Source organism: Azospirillum sp. CT11-132, assembly GCF_047302835.1.
Taxonomy (GTDB): domain Bacteria; phylum Pseudomonadota; class Alphaproteobacteria; order Azospirillales; family Azospirillaceae; genus Azospirillum.
This window is the reverse complement of sequence record NZ_JBGLZA010000005.1, coordinates 858,884-877,855: the sequence shown is the minus strand read 5'-3', so window position 1 is coordinate 877,855 and position 18,972 is coordinate 858,884. Positions and strand designations below refer to the sequence as shown.

At 66.8% G+C, this 18,972-nt stretch carries 19 protein-coding genes and 1 pseudogene; 11 read left to right on the top strand and 9 right to left on the bottom strand.

Features of this window, described 5'->3' with window-relative positions:
• Window positions 1–53 precede the first annotated feature (53 nt).
• Window positions 54–665 (bottom strand): type IV toxin-antitoxin system AbiEi family antitoxin domain-containing protein, encoded by a 612-nt coding sequence (locus tag ACCD06_RS23705; RefSeq protein ID WP_109157375.1) that lies wholly within the window; start codon window positions 663–665, stop codon window positions 54–56.
• Window positions 666–958: 293 nt separating this feature from the next.
• Here ACCD06_RS23705 and ACCD06_RS23700 point away from each other — a divergent pair, with 293 nt between their 5' ends.
• Window positions 959–1,654: an IS6 family transposase gene (locus ACCD06_RS23700; RefSeq protein WP_413343926.1), complete on the top strand. Its 696-nt coding sequence runs from the start codon at window positions 959–961 to the stop codon at window positions 1,652–1,654.
• On the opposite strand, the pseudogene ACCD06_RS23695 reads toward ACCD06_RS23700, so the two are convergent.
• From ACCD06_RS23695 to ACCD06_RS23660, 8 genes and pseudogenes are all read right to left on the bottom strand, one after another.
• A pseudogene (locus ACCD06_RS23695) lies at window positions 1,560–2,369 on the bottom strand (IS6 family transposase). The gene ACCD06_RS23700 and the pseudogene ACCD06_RS23695 overlap by 95 nt on opposite strands.
• A gap of 142 nt (window positions 2,370–2,511) precedes the next feature.
• Window positions 2,512–2,985 (bottom strand): MarR family winged helix-turn-helix transcriptional regulator, encoded by a 474-nt coding sequence (locus ACCD06_RS23690; protein ID WP_413343956.1) that lies wholly within the window; start codon window positions 2,983–2,985, stop codon window positions 2,512–2,514.
• A 91-nt stretch (window positions 2,986–3,076) separates the two neighbouring features.
• Window positions 3,077–3,871: a class II aldolase/adducin family protein gene (locus ACCD06_RS23685; protein WP_109157395.1), complete on the bottom strand. Its 795-nt coding sequence runs from the start codon at window positions 3,869–3,871 to the stop codon at window positions 3,077–3,079.
• A 26-nt stretch (window positions 3,872–3,897) separates the two neighbouring features.
• Window positions 3,898–4,938, bottom strand: coding sequence for a ketopantoate reductase family protein (locus tag ACCD06_RS23680; RefSeq protein ID WP_109157394.1), 1,041 nt, complete (start codon window positions 4,936–4,938; stop codon window positions 3,898–3,900).
• The gene (locus ACCD06_RS23675) at window positions 4,935–5,684 is read right to left on the bottom strand and encodes an ABC transporter ATP-binding protein (RefSeq protein WP_109157393.1); all 750 of its coding nucleotides are present in this window, start codon (window positions 5,682–5,684) and stop codon (window positions 4,935–4,937) included. Before ACCD06_RS23675 ends, ACCD06_RS23680 begins: the two co-directional genes overlap by 4 nt.
• Window positions 5,681–7,504 carry an ABC transporter permease subunit gene (locus tag ACCD06_RS23670; RefSeq protein ID WP_247871640.1) on the bottom strand — a complete coding sequence of 608 codons (1,824 nt, stop codon included), beginning with the start codon at window positions 7,502–7,504 and terminating at the stop codon, window positions 5,681–5,683. The genes ACCD06_RS23675 and ACCD06_RS23670 overlap by 4 nt, the downstream gene beginning before the upstream one ends.
• 47 nt (window positions 7,505–7,551) lie before the next feature.
• The gene (locus tag ACCD06_RS23665; protein ID WP_109157391.1) at window positions 7,552–8,589 is read right to left on the bottom strand and encodes a branched-chain amino acid ABC transporter permease; all 1,038 of its coding nucleotides are present in this window, start codon (window positions 8,587–8,589) and stop codon (window positions 7,552–7,554) included.
• Between the two features lie 106 nt (window positions 8,590–8,695).
• Window positions 8,696–9,850 (bottom strand): ABC transporter substrate-binding protein, encoded by a 1,155-nt coding sequence (locus ACCD06_RS23660; RefSeq protein WP_199232130.1) that lies wholly within the window; start codon window positions 9,848–9,850, stop codon window positions 8,696–8,698.
• 828 nt (window positions 9,851–10,678) lie between these two features.
• Between ACCD06_RS23660 and ACCD06_RS23655 the strand changes: the two genes are divergently transcribed.
• From ACCD06_RS23655 to ACCD06_RS23610, 10 genes are all read left to right on the top strand, one after another.
• Window positions 10,679–11,839: an amidase gene (locus ACCD06_RS23655; RefSeq protein WP_109157389.1), complete on the top strand. Its 1,161-nt coding sequence runs from the start codon at window positions 10,679–10,681 to the stop codon at window positions 11,837–11,839.
• Between the two features lie 111 nt (window positions 11,840–11,950).
• Window positions 11,951–13,120 (top strand): acyl-CoA dehydrogenase family protein, encoded by a 1,170-nt coding sequence (locus ACCD06_RS23650; protein ID WP_109157397.1) that lies wholly within the window; start codon window positions 11,951–11,953, stop codon window positions 13,118–13,120.
• Between the two features lie 21 nt (window positions 13,121–13,141).
• A complete protein-coding gene (locus ACCD06_RS23645; protein WP_109157388.1) occupies window positions 13,142–13,501 on the top strand; it encodes an IacB protein in 360 nt (119 codons plus the stop codon).
• A complete protein-coding gene (locus tag ACCD06_RS23640) occupies window positions 13,498–14,025 on the top strand; it encodes a nuclear transport factor 2 family protein (protein ID WP_109157387.1) in 528 nt (175 codons plus the stop codon). The genes ACCD06_RS23645 and ACCD06_RS23640 overlap by 4 nt, the downstream gene beginning before the upstream one ends.
• A 53-nt stretch (window positions 14,026–14,078) precedes the next feature.
• Complete coding sequence (locus ACCD06_RS23635; protein WP_413343950.1) at window positions 14,079–15,356, top strand: aromatic ring-hydroxylating oxygenase subunit alpha; 1,278 nt, start codon at window positions 14,079–14,081, stop codon at window positions 15,354–15,356.
• A 187-nt stretch (window positions 15,357–15,543) separates the two neighbouring features.
• Complete coding sequence (locus tag ACCD06_RS23630; RefSeq protein WP_109157385.1) at window positions 15,544–16,020, top strand: aromatic-ring-hydroxylating dioxygenase subunit beta; 477 nt, start codon at window positions 15,544–15,546, stop codon at window positions 16,018–16,020.
• A 15-nt stretch (window positions 16,021–16,035) separates the two neighbouring features.
• Window positions 16,036–16,776: an SDR family NAD(P)-dependent oxidoreductase gene (locus ACCD06_RS23625; protein ID WP_109157384.1), complete on the top strand. Its 741-nt coding sequence runs from the start codon at window positions 16,036–16,038 to the stop codon at window positions 16,774–16,776.
• 12 nt (window positions 16,777–16,788) lie between these two features.
• Window positions 16,789–17,751, top strand: a complete 963-nt coding sequence (locus ACCD06_RS23620; RefSeq protein ID WP_109157396.1) for a PDR/VanB family oxidoreductase — start codon at window positions 16,789–16,791, stop codon at window positions 17,749–17,751.
• A gap of 19 nt (window positions 17,752–17,770) precedes the next feature.
• Complete coding sequence (locus tag ACCD06_RS23615; protein ID WP_109157383.1) at window positions 17,771–18,283, top strand: flavin reductase; 513 nt, start codon at window positions 17,771–17,773, stop codon at window positions 18,281–18,283.
• Between the two features lie 34 nt (window positions 18,284–18,317).
• A complete protein-coding gene (locus ACCD06_RS23610; RefSeq protein ID WP_413343947.1) occupies window positions 18,318–18,896 on the top strand; it encodes a hemerythrin domain-containing protein in 579 nt (192 codons plus the stop codon).
• Window positions 18,897–18,972 lie beyond the last annotated feature (76 nt).

The following is an 18,972-nucleotide window of genomic DNA, read 5'->3' as shown; positions in this document are numbered from 1 at the left end:
TGGCCACGTTGAGCAGCTTCTGCCGCACTGAGGCAGCGATGTTTCTGGGGGGCTTAATCGTCACTGATGCAGGCCTCGAGATACGGGCGAACAATCTTCGCAACCCTCAATTCAGAGGCGTGGTCGAGAATCTCTTGGGGCTTGGCTTTGCGCTTTCTCAAACCCAACTGCATTCCCTCGATTGCCACATCGACGCCCACCAGCGAACGAAACTTGAAGCAATCGGCGACGGTCTTGGCTGGTGAGAAGATCGGCACCAGTACCCCTTCGATCTTATGGTGTTCCACTCCGGCGCTGATCGCCGCCCTTGCCATGTGGACGGTTTTGACGGGGGGATAGGCGAACTGCGGTCGCCAAGTCCCTTGCGGCAGAGCAAGCCAAACGCGCGATGGCATCTGCAAGGTCAAGCCATGATACACGAGGGCGGAAATGAGACAGATAACGCCTTTGGGAACCAGCCTTGCCACTTCAGCGAGGCTGTGCGCGGCGTCGAAGTCGGTGTCCGGCAACTGGTAGAGACCTCGAGCGAGTTGGACCACGTCGCCATTTTCGACCATCCGCATCAGTGTTGAAGGGGGCACTCCAAGCGCCCTGATGTCACGGGATCGTGCAATTCCATGCTCCCGCAGAAAGGCAACAACCTGCTCCCGCCTGGTGGAGCCCATGGTACGAACCCTCAGTAGTTCTAAACAAGTGTATAGGATTTGTACCAGATGGGAAGACCTCAAAACGGTGACCCGGTCCTCAGCTTGGTTCTTGTCAACCGACGTAAGCCGCAGGATGGGAGGCGCGTAACCAAGGTTCAAATCAGGCCGGATTGATGGGAGCAATCAGCTCCGGCCGATCGTTCCGGACGTTTCCGACATCGCGGTGGACGGGCCACAGGCGTGTCTGGTCCGCCGGGGGCATTGTCACATCAACGATGGTGGCCTGTCGGTCGTGACGGTAACCTCGCGGGATGCCGCCGCTCTCGTATGCCCGCCACCACTTCCCGCCCGCGATCATCCAGCATGCAATCTGGCTCTATCTCCGGTTCACACTAAGCTACCGGGATGTCGAGGAGCTGCTGGCCGAACGCGGCGTGGACGTATCCTACGAGACCATCCGCCGCTGGGTCCTGACGTTTGGACCGGCCATCGCCGGCAACCTGCGGCGATTGCGTCCCAAGCCCAGCCCACCCTGGCACCTGGACGAGATGGTGATCAGGGTCGGCGGCCGGCTCATGTACTTGTGGCGGGCCGTCGATGATGAAGGCGAGGTGCTGGAGGTGCTCGTCCAGCGCCGACGCGACAAGGCTGCGGCGTTGAAGTTGATGCGCAAGCTGCTGAAGAAGCACGGTTTCGCGCCCACCCAGGTCACGACCGACAAGCTCCGGTCCTACAGGGCCGCTTTCCGCGAACTCGGTTTGACCGCCCACCATGAACAAGGGCGTCGAACGAACAACCGCGCCGAAGTCTCGCACCAGCCGGTGCGGCGACGCGAGCGGAAGATGCAGCGGTTCAAATCGCCCGCGTCCGCTCAGCGCTTCGTTTCCCTGCACGCCGCCGTCTACAATTGCTTCAACCTCCAACGCCACCTGGTATCCCGTCGTACCCTGCGCACCTTCCGGGCGCGGGCCAGGGCCGACTGGCAAGCAGCCACCGCTGCGGCGTGAGCCTGTCGGGAAATCGAAGCATGCTGCGCGCCGGCCCCGTTTTCGTGACAAAGCCGTCGCGGGTGATGTTGAAGCTGGATGCTTGGCCTTTGCGAAGCGCCCGCATCACCTCAAAGCCCTTGATCGTTGCGTAGGCTGTCTTCGGGGTCTTGAAGCCCCGCACCGGGCGAATCAACTGCTTCAGCTTGCCATGGTCGGCTTCCACCACATTGTTCAAGTATTTGACCTGCCGGTGCTCCGTGTCCTCCGGGCATTTGCCCTCGGCCTTCAGTTCCGCCAGGGCTGGCCCATAAGGTGGCGCCTTGTCGGTGTTGATGACCGTCGACGTCTCCCACGCCTTCAAGCCGTTCAGCGCCTTGGACAGGAAGCGCTTGGCGGCGGCGGTGTTTCTCGCGGAAGAGAGGTAGAAGTCGATGGTGTTGCCATGCTTGTCGACAGCTCGGTATAGGTAGGCTCACTTGCCGCCCACCTTCACGTAGGTCTCGTCAACCCGCCAGCTGGTCGACCGCGGACAGCGCCACTGCCAGCGTAGTCGCTTCTCGATCTCCGGCGCATACTTCTGGACCCAGCGGTAAATGGTCGGGTGATCGACCGAAACGCCACGCTCGGCCATCATCTGCTCAAGGTCGCGATAGCTGATGCCGTACCGGCAATACCACCGCACTGCCCAGAGCACGATTTCACCCTCGAAGTGGCGACCTTTGAAGTCCGACACGGCTTGGCTCCGTCCAACCTCCAGCCATTCCGCCGCCTGCCGGCCAACTTTGCAACAGAGCCATCTCCGGAACTCGTCGCCTCGCTGCAACACGCCGCCCCTGGCGCAAATTCTACTGCAAACGAAAGCTAGGGGGGACGGCTCAATCCTCCGCGAGATTGTCGTAAAGCTGCTGCAGGGTAGCGTTCAGCTTAGCGATCTGCGATTCCGACAGCCCCTCGAAGCTGCGGGCGAACAGCCGCCCGGTCGCATCCTGGATGCGCTCCACCAGCGCGTGGCCGGCCGGCGTCATCGTCACCTCGGTGACGCGGCCGTCCTCGGCGTTGGTGCCGGTGTCGACTAGCCCCTCCGCCTTCATGCGATAGACAATACGGGTCATCGTCGACAGCTTGACGATGGCGTGGGTCGAGATCTCCGAAATGCTCGAGGTGCCGTGCGTCTTCAAGATGAACAGCACCCGCCAAGTCGGGATGTCGGTGCCGATCCGCTTCAGCGCCATTTCCATCTTCTGCGTGTAGATGCCCTGGACGCGGGCAAGCCAGTAGAAGGGGAATTCCTCGACTTGGAACTCGGGGTCGGACGGGATGTAGCGGCGAAGCTTCTTGGTGATGGCCATGATGCCCAATGTCTGTCCAGCGTTTGGCGAGGCCGGGGCCCTGTTGTACCAATGGCCGGTTAGCTTGCCAAACGCCTTACAGCGCGACTGCTCACCAGCCCGGCTCGCGCTCCGCCCGCATCTTGCGAACCATGGCGTCGAAGAACTTCATGGCAAAGCCGCTGTCGCGGATCAGCATGGCAGTCAGGTCGCTGCATTTCTGCCGGACCTCGGTGGACAGCTCCACATCCTCGCTGCGCATGCTGTCGGCCAGCGTCTGGATCTCGGCGGCGCGCTGCACCGTCCACAGCAGGAAGAAGGTCTTGGCGATGCTGGATTCGCCGACCGCAATGCCGTGGTTGCGCAGCACCAGGATGTGTTTGTCGCCCAGGCTCTCCAGCATGCGGGGCTTTTCGTCCGCGAACAGGGTGATGCCCTCGAAGGCATGGTAGCCGACGCGGCCGTACAATTGGGCGCCGTAGAAGTCGTTGTGCGAGAAGGCCTGCTTCTTCTGCACGATGGCTGACACCTCGGTGGTGTGGGTGTGGATCACGCAATGAATGTCGGCGCGCGCCTCGTGGATGGCGCTGTGCAGGGCGAAGCCCGCCGGGTTGGCGTCATAGGGCGACGGTTCCAGCTTCTCGCCGTCCAGACCGACCTTCAGCAGGTTGGCCGGGGTCACCTCGGTGTAATTCAGGCCGAAGGGGTTCACCAGATAATGATGCGCCGGCCCCGGCAGGCGGGCGGAGATGTGGTTGAAGATCGTCTCCGTCCAGCCCATGAAATCGACGAGGTGATAGCAGTCGGCGAGCTGGCAGCGCAGTGCCCACTCCTCCTCGCCGATGTGATCGGGCTTCACGACGCTGTTGTGGCCGAGCTTCGGCGCGGTGGTGGTCGCGGTAATCATGATTTGCGGTCCTCTTCGGATGGAGGTTACAGGCCCGCGGCGGCGCGCAGCGCGCTGTCGCTCTTGAAGCGGGCGAGGATGGCGATGTTGCGGGTCAGCGGCATGGACAATCCCTGCAGTTCGGCCAGTTCGATGACGGCCTCGCAGATGGCGGAGAGTTCCAGCGGCAGCCCCTTCTCGAAGTCCTGGAGCATGGAGGTCTTCACCGGCCCCATCCCGGCCCCCATCGCCAGCAGGGACGCCGGGTCCAGCTCGATCCGCGCGCCATAGGCGGCGGCGGTCAGCAGCGCTTCCGACAGCATCTGCCGGGCGATCTGCGACAGCGACGGGTCGCCGTAGATGTCCTGCAGCGTCGCCCCCGACACCACCGACAGCGGGTTGGAGGAAAGGTTGGCGATCACCTTGGTCCACAGGGGATCGCGCACCCGCTCGCTCGCCTGGGTGTGGATGCCGCAGGCGGTCAGCATGGCGGCGGTGCGGGCGAGGCGTTCGCTCGGGCGGTGGTCGATCTCGCCCAGGATCAGCTTCAACGGGTTGAAACTGCGGGCGACGCCGGGGGCCATCCGCTCCGCCGTGATGTAGGCGATGGCGCCGATCACGCGGTCGAGCGGCACCAGATCCTTCAGCGCCCCGTCGGGATCGACGGCGCGGACGGCGCGGCCCTGGTGGCGTCCATCCTCCCCCTCGAAATACCACCAGGGGATGCCGTTCACCACCGGGACGACCAGCGTGTCCGGCCCGATCATCGGCCGGGCGGCGCGCACCAGCGGCAGCAAATCCTGCGCCTTGGCGCAGAGGAACAGCAGGCCCGGCTGCCCGAGATCCTCCGCCGGCCCGGCCGCCACCCGCACATGATGCTCGCCCTCGCGGTCGGTCAGGTGCAGCCCGTCCTGCCGGATGACATCCAGCGTCGCCCCGCGCGCCAGCACGCCGACCCGGTGACCGGCCCGCGCGATGCGAACCGCCAGCGTGGTGCCGATGGCCCCGGCCCCGGCGATCCCGACATGCCAGTGCCCCACATGTCCGTGCCCGGCCTCCCGATGCGTTCGCCAGTCGGGTTCCGTCATGAGGCGAGCATCTCCTGATGCTTGCCGGCCATGCCGAGATAGGCCGCCACAACACGCGGGTCGTGCGCCAGTTGCGACGCCGGACCTTCCATGGCGATGCGTCCCAGTTCCAGCACATAGGCATAATCGGCGACGCGCAGGGCGGCGCGGGCGTTCTGTTCGATCAGCAGGATCGACACGCCCTTGCTGCGCAGTTCGGCGATGATGCGGAAGACCTCGCGCACGATCAGCGGCGCCAGCCCGAGCGACGGCTCGTCCAGCATCAGCAGCTTCGGCCCGCCCATCAGGGCGCGGGCGAGCGCCAGCATCTGCCGCTCGCCGCCCGACAGCGTCGCCGCCATCTGGCCGCGCCGCTCCTTCAGCCGGGGGAACAGGACGTAGAGTTCCTCCATCGCTGCGTCCTGCTCCCGCTTCGACCGCGAGTGGAAGCGGAAGCCGCCGAGCCGCAGATTGTCCTCCACGCTCATGGTGGCGAACAGCGCGCGCTTTTCCGGCACTAGGCTCATGCCGCGCGCCACCATGTCCTGAATGGCCGGCGACTGCCCGTCATGGCCGAGGAAGCTGACCCGGCCGCGCGACGGCAGCACGCCCATGATGGCGGAGAGCAGCGTCGTCTTGCCGGCGCCGTTCGGGCCGATTACGGTAACGATCTGCCCCTCGCCCACCCGCAGGCTGGCGTTGCTCAGCGCCTCGATCTTGCCGTAGGAGACGCAGAGGTCGGTGACCTCCAGCAGCGGCGCGCTCATTCGACACCTCCCAGATAGGCTTCGAGAACGGCCGGGTTGGTCTGGATCGTCTCGGGCGGCCCCTCGGCGATGCGCTCGCCGAACTCCATCACATAGACGCGGTCGACCAGCCCCATGACGAAGTCCATGTCATGTTCGACCAGCAGGATCGCCATGCCTTCCGACCGCAACTTGACCAGCAGATCGGCCAGCGCCTGTTTCTCCAGGAAACGCAGGCCGGCGGCCGGCTCGTCCAGCAGCAGCAGGCAGGGATCGGCGCACAGCGCGCGGGCGATCTCCAGGATGCGCTGCTGGCCGAGCGCGAGGCTGCCCGCCTCGGCATGGATATACTGGCCGAGGCCGACGCGGATCAGCTGACGCCGCGCCTCGTCGAGCAGCCGCGCCTCCTCCGCCCGGTCCAGCCGCAATGCCGCGGCCGCAACGCCCTTGGAGCCGCGCAGATGGGCGCCGATGGCCACATTCTCCAGCACGCTCATGGTGGGGAGCAGCTTGACGTGCTGGAAGCTGCGGCTGAGGCCGGCGCCGGCCATGGCGCGGGCGGTGCGGCCGTCGATGCGCTCGCCGCGGAACAGGATCTCGCCGGAGGTCGGGTGGTCGACGCAGGAGAGCTGGTTGAACAGCGTGCTCTTGCCCGCCCCGTTCGGCCCGATCACCGCCAGGACCTCGCCGGCCCGCACGGCGAAGCTGATGTCGCGGTTGGCGACCAGCCCGCCGAAGCGGCGCGTCACGCCCTTGGCCTCCAGCACCACCTCGCCCTTTTCCGGCATCGGCCGGCGGGGCAGCGGTTCGGCGGTCGGCAGTTCCACACCCTCCACCGCACCCTGGGGCCGACGCCGCCGCTCGAAGGCCTTGGTGATCCAGCCAGCGATGCCGCCGGGCAGGCGCTGCATCAGCAACACGATCAGCAGGCCGAAGACGATGGATTCGAAGTTGCCAGTGCGGCCCAGCAGATGCGGCAGCAGATCCTGCAGCCACTGCTTGGCGAAGGTGACGCCGGCCGCCCCGATCACCGCACCCCAGACCTGCCTGACCCCGCCGATCAGCGCCATGAACAGGAAGTCGATGCCGGCCTGCAGGCTGAAGGGGGCCGGGCTGACGAAGCGTTGGGTGTAGGCGTAGAGCCAGCCGGCCAGCCCGGCATAGAGTGCGGCGACCAGGAAGGCGGTCATCTTGGCGCGGAAGCTGTCGACGCCCATTGACTCCGACATGCGCTGCCCGCCGCGCAGCGCCCGGATGGCGCGGCCGACGCGGGAGTCCAGCAGGTTCAGCGTCGCCACCACCGCCAGCAGCAGGATCGCCCAGATCAGGTAGAACAGCGTCTCAGCATTGTCGAAGGCGATGCCGAACAGGCTCAGCGCCAGGATGCCCGACAGGCCGGTGTGGCCGCCGAGGAACTCCAGATTGCCGAACAGGTAGAACAGCGACAGCCCCCAGGCTATGGTGCCGAGCGGCAGGTAATGCCCCGACAGGCGCAGCGTCACCGCCCCCAGCACCGTCGCGATGGCGAGCGTCAGAATCAGCCCGACCGCCAGCCCGGCCAGCGGCGATCCCGCCATCCAGGCGAGCGGCGCCGGCAGGTCGGCCGCCGACACGGTGGCGAGATAGGCGGTGGCATAGGCACTGACACCGATGAAGGCCGCCTGCCCGAAGCTGGTCATCCCGGCGACGCCGGTCAGCAGCACGAGACCCAGCGTCGCCAGCGCGAAGATGCCGATGTTGTTGGCCAGCGTGACCTGATATGTGGGCAGAATCAGCGGGGCGGCCGCCAGCACAGGCAGCAGGGCCAGCACGATCCAGCCGGACGGCGACAGTCTGGGCATCGACAGGGACGGCCTTTCGGCGGAAGTTTTGGAAAGAACGCCGGGCTTCATTCCTCGTCCTCCGCGCCATGGTGGGAGAGGGAGCGCCAGACCAGCACCGGCAGGATCAGCGTAAAGACGATGACCTCCTTGTAGCTGCTGGCCCAGAAGGTGGAGAAGGATTCGGCCTGCCCGATCAGCAGGGCGCCGAGCGCGGCCACCGGGTAGCTCGCCAGCCCGCCGATGATGGCGCCGACGAAGCCCTTCAGGCTGATGATGAAGCCGCTGTCGTAGTAGATTGTGGTGATCGGCGCGATCAGGATACCGGACAGGCTGCCGATCAGCGCCGCCAGCGCGAAGCTGGCCTTGCCCGCCAGTTCCGGCGAGATGCCGACCAGTTCAGCCCCCAGCCGGTTGACCGCCGCAGCGCGCAACGCCTTGCCGTAAAGGCTGCGCTCGAAGAACAGGTAGAGACCCAGGATCAGGCCCAGCGACACCGCCACCACCCAGAGGGTCTGGCTGTTCAGCATTACCGTGCCCAGCCTGAGGCCGCCGTCGGAGAAGGGCTCCGTGCGGGCGCCTTCGGGGCCGAACATCAGCAGCCCGACGCCGACCAGCACGACATGCACGGCGATGGAGACGATCAGCAGCACCAGCGGGTGCGCCGCAGCGACCGGCTGGTAGAAGACGCGGTAGAGCGCCAGCCCCAGCGGCACGATCAGCGCCATGGTCACTAGCGCCTGCACCGCGACGCCGGCCTCGGCCAGCGGCAGCAGCGTCGTCAGCGCGGTCAGTCCCGCGGCATAGGCGACGCCCAGCGCCGGCCCGCGCCGCACCGCGATGCGGCCGTCGCGCCGCCATGTGGCGTGGCTGTCCATGACCAGGGCCGCGGCGGATAGCGCCAGCAGCAGCCAGCCCAGCCGGACCGGGGTTCCGCCCTGCATCGCCGCCATGGTCAGGGCGGCGAAGGCGACGAATTCGCCCTGCGGAATCAGAAGGATGCGGGTCACCGTGAAGACCAGCAGGATCGACAGCGCCAACAGTGCATAGATGGCGCCATTGGTGATCCCGTCCTGGCCCAGCAGCATGACGATCTGGAGGTTCATGACCGGTATTCCTTCGCTCCGGCGGCGGCCCAGGACATGGACTCTGGGCCGGGGCCGCCGCCGGATCACTTCACGAGGTCATTTCACGGGCGGTGCGTCACATGCCTCACTTCACCAGCGTCCACTTGCCCCCGGACACGGTGATCAGTTCGCGGCCCCGCTCGTCGAAGCCGCTGTGGTCGGCGGCGGTCAGGTTGTAGACGCCCTGCGTCGCCGGCAGCTCCTTCACCTGCTCCAGCGCGTCGCGGAGCGCGGTGCGGAAAGCGGCCGATCCCGGCTCCCCGCCCTTCAGGGCGACGGGGATGGCACGCTCCAGCAGCAGGCCGGCGTCGTAGACGTTGGCGCCGAAGGTGGCGGGCTTGGAGCCGTTCTGCTTCTCGTAGGCGGCGACATAGTCGCTGGCGATCTTCTTCGACGGATGGCTGTCCGACACCTGGTCCAGCACCAGCATCAGGCTGGCGGCCAGGATCGTGCCCTCCACCTTCTTGCCGCCCAGCTTCAGGAAGTCGGGCAGCGCCGCGCCGTGCGTCTGATAGATCTTGCCGCGATAGCCCTGGTCGTACAGCGTCGTCTGCGGCAGGACCGAGGAGCTGCCGGGGGCGGCGATCAGCACCGCGTCGGGCGAGGCCGACAGGATCTTCAGCCCCTGCGCCGTCAGCGAGGTGTCCTGCCGCTGGAAGCGCTCGCTCGCCAGCAGCTTGATGCCCCGCTTGGCGGCACCCTCGCCGAACACCTTCAGCCAGTTGTCGCCATAGGGATCGGCGGTGCCGATGAAGCCGACCGACTTGATGCCGGCCTTTGCCATATGCTCCAGCAGCGCCTCGGCGATCAGGTCGTCGTTCTGGGTGGTCTTGAACACCCATTTCTTCTGCTCGGTCATCGGCAGCACCACCGCGGCGGTGCCGACCGGGGCCAGCATCGGCACGCCGGCCTCGGCGGCGAACTGGATCACGCCCATGGCGTTGGGCGAGCCGGACGGGCCGATGATGGCGTCCACCTTCTCCTCGGTGATCAGCTTCTTGAAGGCGGCGACGGTGGCCGTCGGGTCGCTGCCGTCATCGAGCGTGATGTACTGCACCGTCTGGCCGCCGACGCTGGCCGGCAGCAGAGGCACGCTGTTCTTCTGCGGAATGCCGACCAGCGCAATGGGGCCGGTCGAGGAGGTCACCACGCCGACCTTGACCTGCGCGTCGGCCGGCAGGGCGGCGCCCACCGCGAACGCCCCGAACAGCAGCGAGACCGCCAGCTTCTTTGCAATCACCACACCCTCCATTTCGTGTTGCCGCCATTTCGTGTTGCCGTCTGTCCACGTCCGACGGACTTTCGCCGCCGAACCCGCCGGGCCGGTGCGGCCCGCCCCCTAAGGAGCCCCCAGCCGCCCGACCTCTTGTTCTGTCGAAAGGAACAAAGCAAAGACCGCGCCAATGAAAGCGGTGGCGCACCCCGTCAATTACCCAATACAGCGAAAATAGACGACGCGAACATTTATCGGGCGTCCCGCCGGGACGAATACCGGAAGGACATGAGGAAACAACGACGCTTCCACATCACGCCGGCCAATAATGGCCGGCAGCTTTGTTCTTTTGGGAGTTTGATGGCGGCGACACCACGCACCACCAGTGTAGTCCTGCGGTGGTCACGCCCGGTGCCGGTCGCTCTTGCCGCCCATTAAGCCAGAGTTCCGTGAATCCGCAATGGATTTTTCAAGAAAAACTGCCCATTTGTTGGCATTCCATTGCATGCTTTTCAGGCGAAATCCGACCAAGTGTGCCGATCAGGTACTTTGGAATGAAGCCTTATCCGGAAAGTAAGAATTTTCGGAAAAATCCTTCCTTATCAGCATGATGAAGAGAAGCTCCCCTCCATCTCGTTCCGCTTCACCGCCCGCGTCGCCGCCAAAGCACTGCTCGGATTTTGTGCTTCGCCGTCAAAAATTATTTTTCCAAAGTCAATTGACTATTCACGTTTCTCGCCGTTAGGCTCTGGGCATCCCATCCACCCCGAACGGCTCCGATCCCGGCGGCGAAAGACAAGCCCGGTGTCGTCTGAATCCGTGGGGAAACCGGTCAGACCGGGGAAGGCATTGCCCATGACATTGCCCACCATTGTGCCCAGCACGATCTTCGTTCAAACGCTCGACCTCGTCGGCAGCGGCACCGACCGCGACACGGCGCCCACGGTCGCGATAAAGGACAGCATCGACATCGCCGGCACGCCGACGCGCGCCGGCAGCAGGTCGCTGGACGATGCTCCGCCGGCCGCGGAAAACGCTGAAATCGTGGGCAATCTGCTCGCCGCCGGCTGGCGGATCACCGGCAAGACCACGATGCACGAACTGGCCTTCGGAACCACCGGCATCAACCGCTGGGCCGGCACCGCGCCGAACCCGAAATACCCCGACTTCGTGCCCGGCGGGTCGTCCAGCGGCTCGGCCGCCGCGGTCGCCGCGGGTCTGGCCGATGCCGCGGTCGGCACCGACACCGGCGGATCGGTGCGCATTCCCGCCGCCTGCTGCGGCGTGTTCGGGCTGAAACCGACCTTCGGACGGGTCAGCCGGCGCGGCGCGATGCCGCCCCGGAGCACGCTGGACTGCGTCGGTCCCTTCGCCGCCGACATGAAGCGTCTGATCGCCTGCATGGCGGGCATCGACCCGACCTTCGGACCGCCGCCGGCCATTGACGGCATCACCATCGGCTTGCTGAAGACGGACGCCGACGACGGAAGCAACCACGCGGTGAGTTGGGCGGTCGAAGCCGCCGGCCTGCCGGTGGAACCCGTCGTCCTGACCGGCATGCACGCAGCCTTCGAGGCCGGGCTGTCGGTCATCAATGTCGAGACCTGGGCCGCCTGCGCCGCCCTGGTGGAGACCGGGTTGGTCGGCGAGGATGTGGCGTTCCGCCTGCGCAACGCCGCCCGCACCACGGTCGAGGATGTGGCCCGCGCCGAGGCGGTGCGCGACGCCTTCACTGCGGAGGTCGATGCGCTTCTGGCGCGGGTTGCGGTCATCGCGTTGCCGACCATGGCCGGCCCGCCGCCGCTGGTGGCGGATGCCGGCGACACCAGCCGGCTGGTCGGCATGACCACGCTGGTCCGCCCCTTCAACCTGTCCGGCCACCCGGCCATCGCCATCCCGCTTGCCCCCGTCGGCGGCGCCCCCGCCAGCCTGCAGCTGGTCGCCGCCAAGGGAGCGGACGAGCTGCTGTGCGCGGTGGCGGCCCACATCGCCGAACGATTGTCTGGTCCGGCATAGCCGCTTCAAGACCAACGCCCATTCCCCAATGCCATGGACGGAGTTGCGCTCCGAATGCGGACGCGCGCCTTCCCTCCATCGCCTGCCCCATCGCCTGCCATGGAGATCCCGATGTTGGTGACTCTGCCCGCGCAGAAACAGGACGGCGGCCGGAGCTTCGACGACGCTCTGCTCGCGGAGCTTCTGACCGAGATCCGCGGCCGGCGCGCCGAATTCGAACAGCAGCAGTTCGTCTCCCAGGACATCATCGAACGCTACCGCAAGCTTGGCGTCTACCGCGCCCTGGTCGCGCGCCGCTTCGGCGGCGACGAACGCTCCCCCGCCGAGTTCTGTCGGCTGGTGGAGCGCATCGCCGAAGCCGACGGGTCGGCCGGCTGGGTCGCCAGCTTCGGCATTGGCGCCGTCTATCTGTCGGCCCTGCCGCTCGACACGCTGCGCAGCCTCTATGCCCGCGGCCCCGACCTCGTCTTCGCCGGCGGCATCTTCCCGCCGCAACCGGCGGTCTTCGTCGATGGCGGCCTGAAGGTGAAGGGCCGGTGGAGTTGGGCAAGCGGCTGCATGGGCGCCGACATCGTCGGCGTCGGCATCGCGCCGAAATGCAGCGACGGCGCCAGCGGCGGCCTGCCGCGCATGGCGGTGATGCCGCGCAGCGCGGTTAAAATCGAACGGAATTGGGACGTCGTCGGCCTGCTCGGCACCGGCAGCCACGACCTCGTGGTCGATGACGTGGTGGTGCCGGAGGAATGGACCTTCGTGCGCGGCGGCAAGTCGGCGCTGGACGAACCGCTCTACCGCTATCCGACGCTGGCCTTCGCGGCACAGGTCCTGTCGGTCGTCTCGCTCGGCATCGCCCGCGCCGCTTTGGACGAACTCCGCTCCATGGGTTCCCGCGCGTCGGTGACCGGTGCGCCGAAACTGGGCGAGCGCGCCGCCTCCCAGCTGGAGACCGCGAAGCTGGAGGCCGAGTTGCGGGCCGCCCGCTCCTGGTTCTACAGCGCCATCGACGAGGTGTGGCAGTGCCTGCTGGCCAGCGACGATCCCACGCCGGATCAGGTCAGCATGCTGCGACTGTCGGCCACCCACGCCACCCGCACCGCCGCCGACGTGACGCGCCGGGCGCAGATGCTGACCGGCATGGCCGGCGTCTATGAGCGCTGCCCGATCGCCCGCCAGGTCCGTGACGTCCAGATGATCACCCAGCACGCTTTCCTGGGCGACGTCACCTACCAGAACGCCGGCGCCATGCTGTTCGGCCTGTCCCCCCTGCCCGGTTATCTCTGACCCCATCCCCGGAGACCTTCCATGAGCGACAAGAAGCCCCTGCGCGTTCTGTTCTGCATCGGCGTCAACCAGAACTTCTTCGACGCCACGGCGGAGGAGGCCAAGCAGGTGTGGGGCGCCTTCTCCACCATGATGCGCGGCATCGGCGAGCTGCCGGGCGTCACGGTTCTCGGCAATCTGGACGACGACCAGATCATGGTCGGCCCGTCCACCAACTGGCCCTGGACCACCTATGTGCTGGCCGACGTGCCCGACATCGAGACGGTGACCGCCGCCTGCAACCTGTTCCGCGTCACCCCCGTCGGCGACGGCACCTTCAAGCTGTGGAAATACTGCCGCGTCGAGGCCCGCGTCGGCCGCGAGCTTGTGATTCCGCAATGACCGCCGCCCACCCCGCCGATCTCGCCGATCTGGCTGCACGCCTTGCCCGCTTCGAGGCGGAGGCCGCCGTCCGCGCCTGCATGGTCCGCTACATGGCGCTGTGCGACGCGCTGAACCCGGCGACGCCGCTGGACGAGCTTGCCGGCCTGTTCACGCGCGATGCGGTGTGGGAGGGCATCGGCGAGAAATACGCGAAGACCTTCGGCCGGATCGCCGGCCGCGCGGCCCTGCGGGAGATGTTCGCCAGATACATGGTCGAACCCTCCCACTTCGCGCTGAACGTCCATTTCCTGACCTCCGAACTGATCCGCACCACCGGTCCGGAATCGGCGGAGGGCAGCTGGATCATGCTGCAGACATCCACCTTTGCCGCTGGCGGATCGCACCTGAACGCCGCCCGGCTGACAGTGGATTTCCGCCTGGAAGAGGGCGCTTGGCGCATGAGCCATTTCCGCACCGAGAACCTGTTCAGCCGCCCGGTCGACAGCTGGAACCGCCCCGACCCGGTTCCGGTCCCGGAGTGATCCTCCTCCTCTCCGCTCCCCTTCTCCGCCCTTAAGACGGAAAGACCATAGCCATGGCCATCGATCTCAAAGCTCCGCCGGCAGCAAGCCGCGACCTTGCCGACCTCGTTCGCGCCGACCGCGCCCACACCTCGCTCTACACCGACCCGGCGATCTTCGAGCAGGAGATGGACCGCATCTTCGCCAACTGCTGGGTCTGGGTCGCCCATGTCAGCGAGGTGAAGGAGGCCGGCGACTACAAGTCCACCTATGTCGGCCGCCAGCCGGTGGTGGTGGTGCGCGACCGCAAGCAGAAGATCCATGTCCTGCTGAACCGCTGCCGCCACCGCGCAGCCACGGTCTGCGAAGAGAAGAAGGGCCGGACCAACAGCTTCGTCTGTCCCTATCACGGCTGGAGCTATGGCCTGGACGGCAGTCTGCGCGGCGTGCCGCATCCGGAAAGCTACGGCCAGTGCCTGGACAAGGGCGAATATCCGCTGAAGAGCCTGCGGGTCGAGGAATATGCCGGGATGGTCTTCGCCACCTTCCGCGAGGACATCGAGCCGCTCGCCGACTGGCTCGGCCCGGCAAAGAAATGGATGGACCTGTTCATGAAGCAGGGCGGCGGCTATCCGATCAAGGTGGCCGGCGAGCACCGTTTCCGCTTCCCCGGCAACTGGAAGATCCAGTTGGAGAACACCACCGACGGCTATCACTTCCCGGTCGTCCACAAATCCTTCCTGTCCTCGGTCGACGAGCAGACCGAACGCATGCTGGACTTCGTCAACGGCCCCGGCTTCGTCGAGGACCTCGGCAACGGCCACAGCGTCATGGTGATGATCCCCGAGCTGGTGGATCTGGAGGAGAACCTCGACGCCCCCGTCCCCGCCCGCTTCGCGGAGCTGGCGGAGGAACTGCGCAAGGAGGGCCATGACGAGGCCAATGTGCGCCGCATCGTCCGCGCCGTCGGCGGGTCGGGCTTCAACCTGAACCTGTTCCCCAACATCGCCTGTTCGATGGCCTTCTTCCGCGTGCTGCGCCCGGTGTCGGTGAACGAGACCGAGATCCACCACGCCGTCATCACCATGGACGGAGGCCCTGCCGCCGCCAACCGCGCCCGCCTTCGCCTGCACGAGCACTTCCAGGGCCCGATGGGCTTCGGCACGCCCGATGACTCGGAAGCCTGGGAGCGGGTGCAGAAGGGCGCCCAGGCCGGCACCGACCTCTGGATCCTGCTGAACCGAGGACTTCCCGGCGAACGCATCACCGAAGACGGCCGCGCCGGCGACGTCAGCGCCGAGACCGGCATGCGCGCCGCCTACCAGCAGTGGAAGAAGCTGATGACGGCGTGAGCGGGGCGGGGGTGATGCCCCACCCTAACCCTCCCCCGCTCTCGGACGACCGAAGGTTGGTCCGATCGCAGCGAGGGAACTGCCGCCACTCTCCCGCATCAGCACCTACTCCCTCCCCCGCCCAGCGGGGGAGGGTCGGGGTGAGGGCAAAACGTCGCTCTACCCTGACACCTCCGGAGACACGCCCATGAACACCCAACTCCTCACCGAGGTCAGCGCCTTCCTCTGGCAGGAGGCCGATATGCTCGACCACCGCGAGTATCAGGACTGGCTGGCGCAATGGACCGCCGACGGCCTCTACATCGTGCCGATCGATCCGGAGGCCACCGACCTCGCCGACCGGCTGAACTACGCCTATGACGACGCCGACATGCGGGCCAAGCGCGTCGCCCGCCTGACCAGCGGCGAGTCCGTCTCGACCCAGCCGGCCTCGCGCACCGTGCGTTCGCTGTCGCGCTTCCGCATCCTCACCGACGGCGGCGCCACCGTCACCGTCCGCGCCGCCCAGCATCTGCGCGAATTCCGCAAGGAGACACTGCGCGACTACACCGCCGACGTTACCTACGAACTCGCCCGCAGCGGCGACGGCTTCCGGCTGAAGAGCAAGATCGTCCGGCTGGTCAACTCCACCGACGCGCTGCACAGCATCGGCTACATCCTCTGACAAGGAGCCCACGGGATGACACAGGTCGCACTCGTCACCGGCGCGGCCCAGGGGCTGGGCCGGGTCATCGCCGAACAGTTCCTCATCGCCGGCTACCGCGTCGCCCTGACCGACGTCGCGGACGGAGCGGTGCAGGAGACGGCAACCGCCCTTGATCCGTCCGGCGAGGCGGTGCTGCCGCTGGTGCTCGACGTCACCCGCAAGGCGGATTTCTCCACGGCGCTCGACGCCGTGCTGGCCCGCTGGGGGGCCTTGCATGTGGCGGTCAACAACGCGGCGATGACGCCGATGACCCCGGTGATGCAGATCACGCCGGAGGAATTCGACGCGGTGCTGACCGTCAACCTGCGCGGCACCTTCCTCGGCTGCCAGGTCTTCGGCGCGCATCTGGCGAAGGCGGGCTATGGCCGCATCGTCAACATCGCCTCGCTCGCCGGGCAGAATGGCGGCACGGCGTCGGGCGCGCATTACGCCTCCTCCAAGGCCGGCATCCTGACATTGACCAAGATCTTCGCCCGCGAGTTGGCGGCCAGCAATGTCACCGTCAACGCCATCGCCCCCGGCCCGATGGAACTGCCGTCCGTCCGTGCCTCGGTCCCACCGGAACGGCTGGAAACGCTGATCGGCATGATCCCGGTGAAGCGGCTGGGCAACCCCGCCTTCGTCGCCCGGATGGCCGTGGAACTGGCCTCGCCCGACGCGGATTTCACCACCGGTGCGGCCTGGGACATCAACGGCGGCATCTTCATGCGTTGAGGAATGACGGTCATGACGACGCAAGAAACGCTGACGCTGACGGTTGCCCGCCGCCGGGTCGAAGGGAACGGGGTTCTGCTGCTCGACCTCATCGACAGGTCCGGCCGGCCGCTGCCGCCCTTCGAGGCCGGGGCGCATGTCGACCTGCATCTGGCGCCGGGACTGGTCCGGCAATATTCGTTGTGCGGCGACCCGGCCGACCGCAGCCGCTATCGGCTGGGCATCCTGCGCGATCCCGCCTCGCGCGGCGGCTCGGTCGCGGCGCATGACCGGCTGCAGGAGGGAACCGAGGTCGCGGTCGGGCTGCCGCGCAACCTGTTCCCCTTGGCGACCGGCGCCGCCCATTCGATCCTGATCGGCGGCGGTATCGGCATCACCCCGATGATCGCCATGGCCCATGCCCTGGCGGCGGCGGGCAGCAGTTTCGAGCTGCATTACTGCGGCCGCAGCCGCGATGCCTGCGCCTTCCTGAACGAACTGGCCGAAGCCGACTTCCGCGATCGCACCGCCCTGCATCTGGACGACGGCCCGGCCGGCCAGCGCCTCGACCTCCCCACCCTGCTCGGTTCCACGCCGGCCGGCACGCATCTCTATGTCTGCGGCCCGACCGGCTTCATGGACTGGGTGATCGGCGAGGCGACGAGCCTCGGCCTGCCCGCCGACCGCATCCACCGCGAATACTTCCAGGCGGAGGTCGCCACCGGCGGCGGCGCCTTCGATGTGGTGGCACAGCGCAGCGGCAAGACCGTGCGGGTGGCGGAGGACGAGACCATCGTCCAGGCGCTCGGCCGCATCGGCATCAAGGTGCAGATGTCCTGCGAACAGGGCGTGTGCGGCACCTGCCTGTGCAATGTGCTGGAGGGCACGCCCGACCACCGCGACGTCTTCCTGACCGACGAGGAGAAGGCCGACAACGACCAGATCCTGCTCTGCTGCTCGCGCGCCCGCAGCGACACGCTCGTCCTCGACATCTGATACTTTAAGGACTTCCGCCATGGTTGAGGTTTCCCGCTTCCGAAACGGCATGTCGATGCTGACCGGTGCCGTGAACATCATCACCACCGCCGGTCCCGGCGGCCGGGCCGGCTTCACCGCCACCGCAGTATGCAGCGTGACCGACCAGCCGCCGACCCTGCTGGTCTGCCTGAACCAGTCCTCCTTCGTGCATCGGGCCTTCACGGAGAATGGCGTGCTGTGCGTCAACCCGCTCTGCGGCGGCCAGCAATCCCTGTCGGAGGTGTTCTCCAACCGCGCCCTGTCGGCCGACCAACGCTTCGCCCATGCCGACTGGACCAGCCTGGAGACGGGCAGCCCGGCGCTGGCCGGCGCGCTGGTCAACTTCGACTGCCGCATCGTCGATACCCACAGCGTCGGCACCCACAGCGTCTTCTACTGTCAGGTCGTCGACATCCGCCAGCGCGAGGTCGACGGGGATGATCATCTCGGCCTCGTCTACTTCAACCGCGCCTACCACCGGCTGGGCGACACCTCGCGCGCGCTGCCCTGATCCTGACCACCCAGATCGGGGAGACCGACCCAGCATGGACGCCATCCGCATCATCAAGGACGAGCATTTCGCCATCGCCGCGGTGCTGCACGCCCTGCGCCACCAAATCCGCGCCATACGCGGCGGGTCCGCCCCCGACTTCCCCCTGCTTCATGCCATCCTGGACTACATCGTCAGCTATCCCGACCACTGGCACCATCCGAAGGAGGACCGCTTCCTCTTCGCCGCCGTCCGCCGCCGCGCGCCGGAGGCCGAAGTCCTGCTCGGCAAGCTGGAGCGCGAACACGCGCTGGGCTATCCGATGATCGAGACGCTGAAACGGCAGCTGTTCTGCTACGAGGCGGGCGACGATGGCGCGGCGGAGGATTTCTTCGCCACCGCCGAACGCTATGCCACGCTGGAATACGCCCATCTCCAGACCGAGGAGGAGCAGCTTCTCCCCCTGGCCGAACGGGTCCTGACGGAGGAGGACTGGCGGGAGATCGACGCCGCCTTCCGCGAGAACGACAATCCCCTTTTCGGCATCAAACCGAAGGAGGAGGCGGAGCGGCTCTATCAACGCATTCTGGATCTGGCTCCGCCGCCGATCGGCTATGGGCGCCAGGATGGTTAGACCGAACTCTCAATTGGGGACCTCATCCGGCGGCCGTTGGTGAGCAGGCGGGCGATTGTCCGCGCGTCCGGCGCTC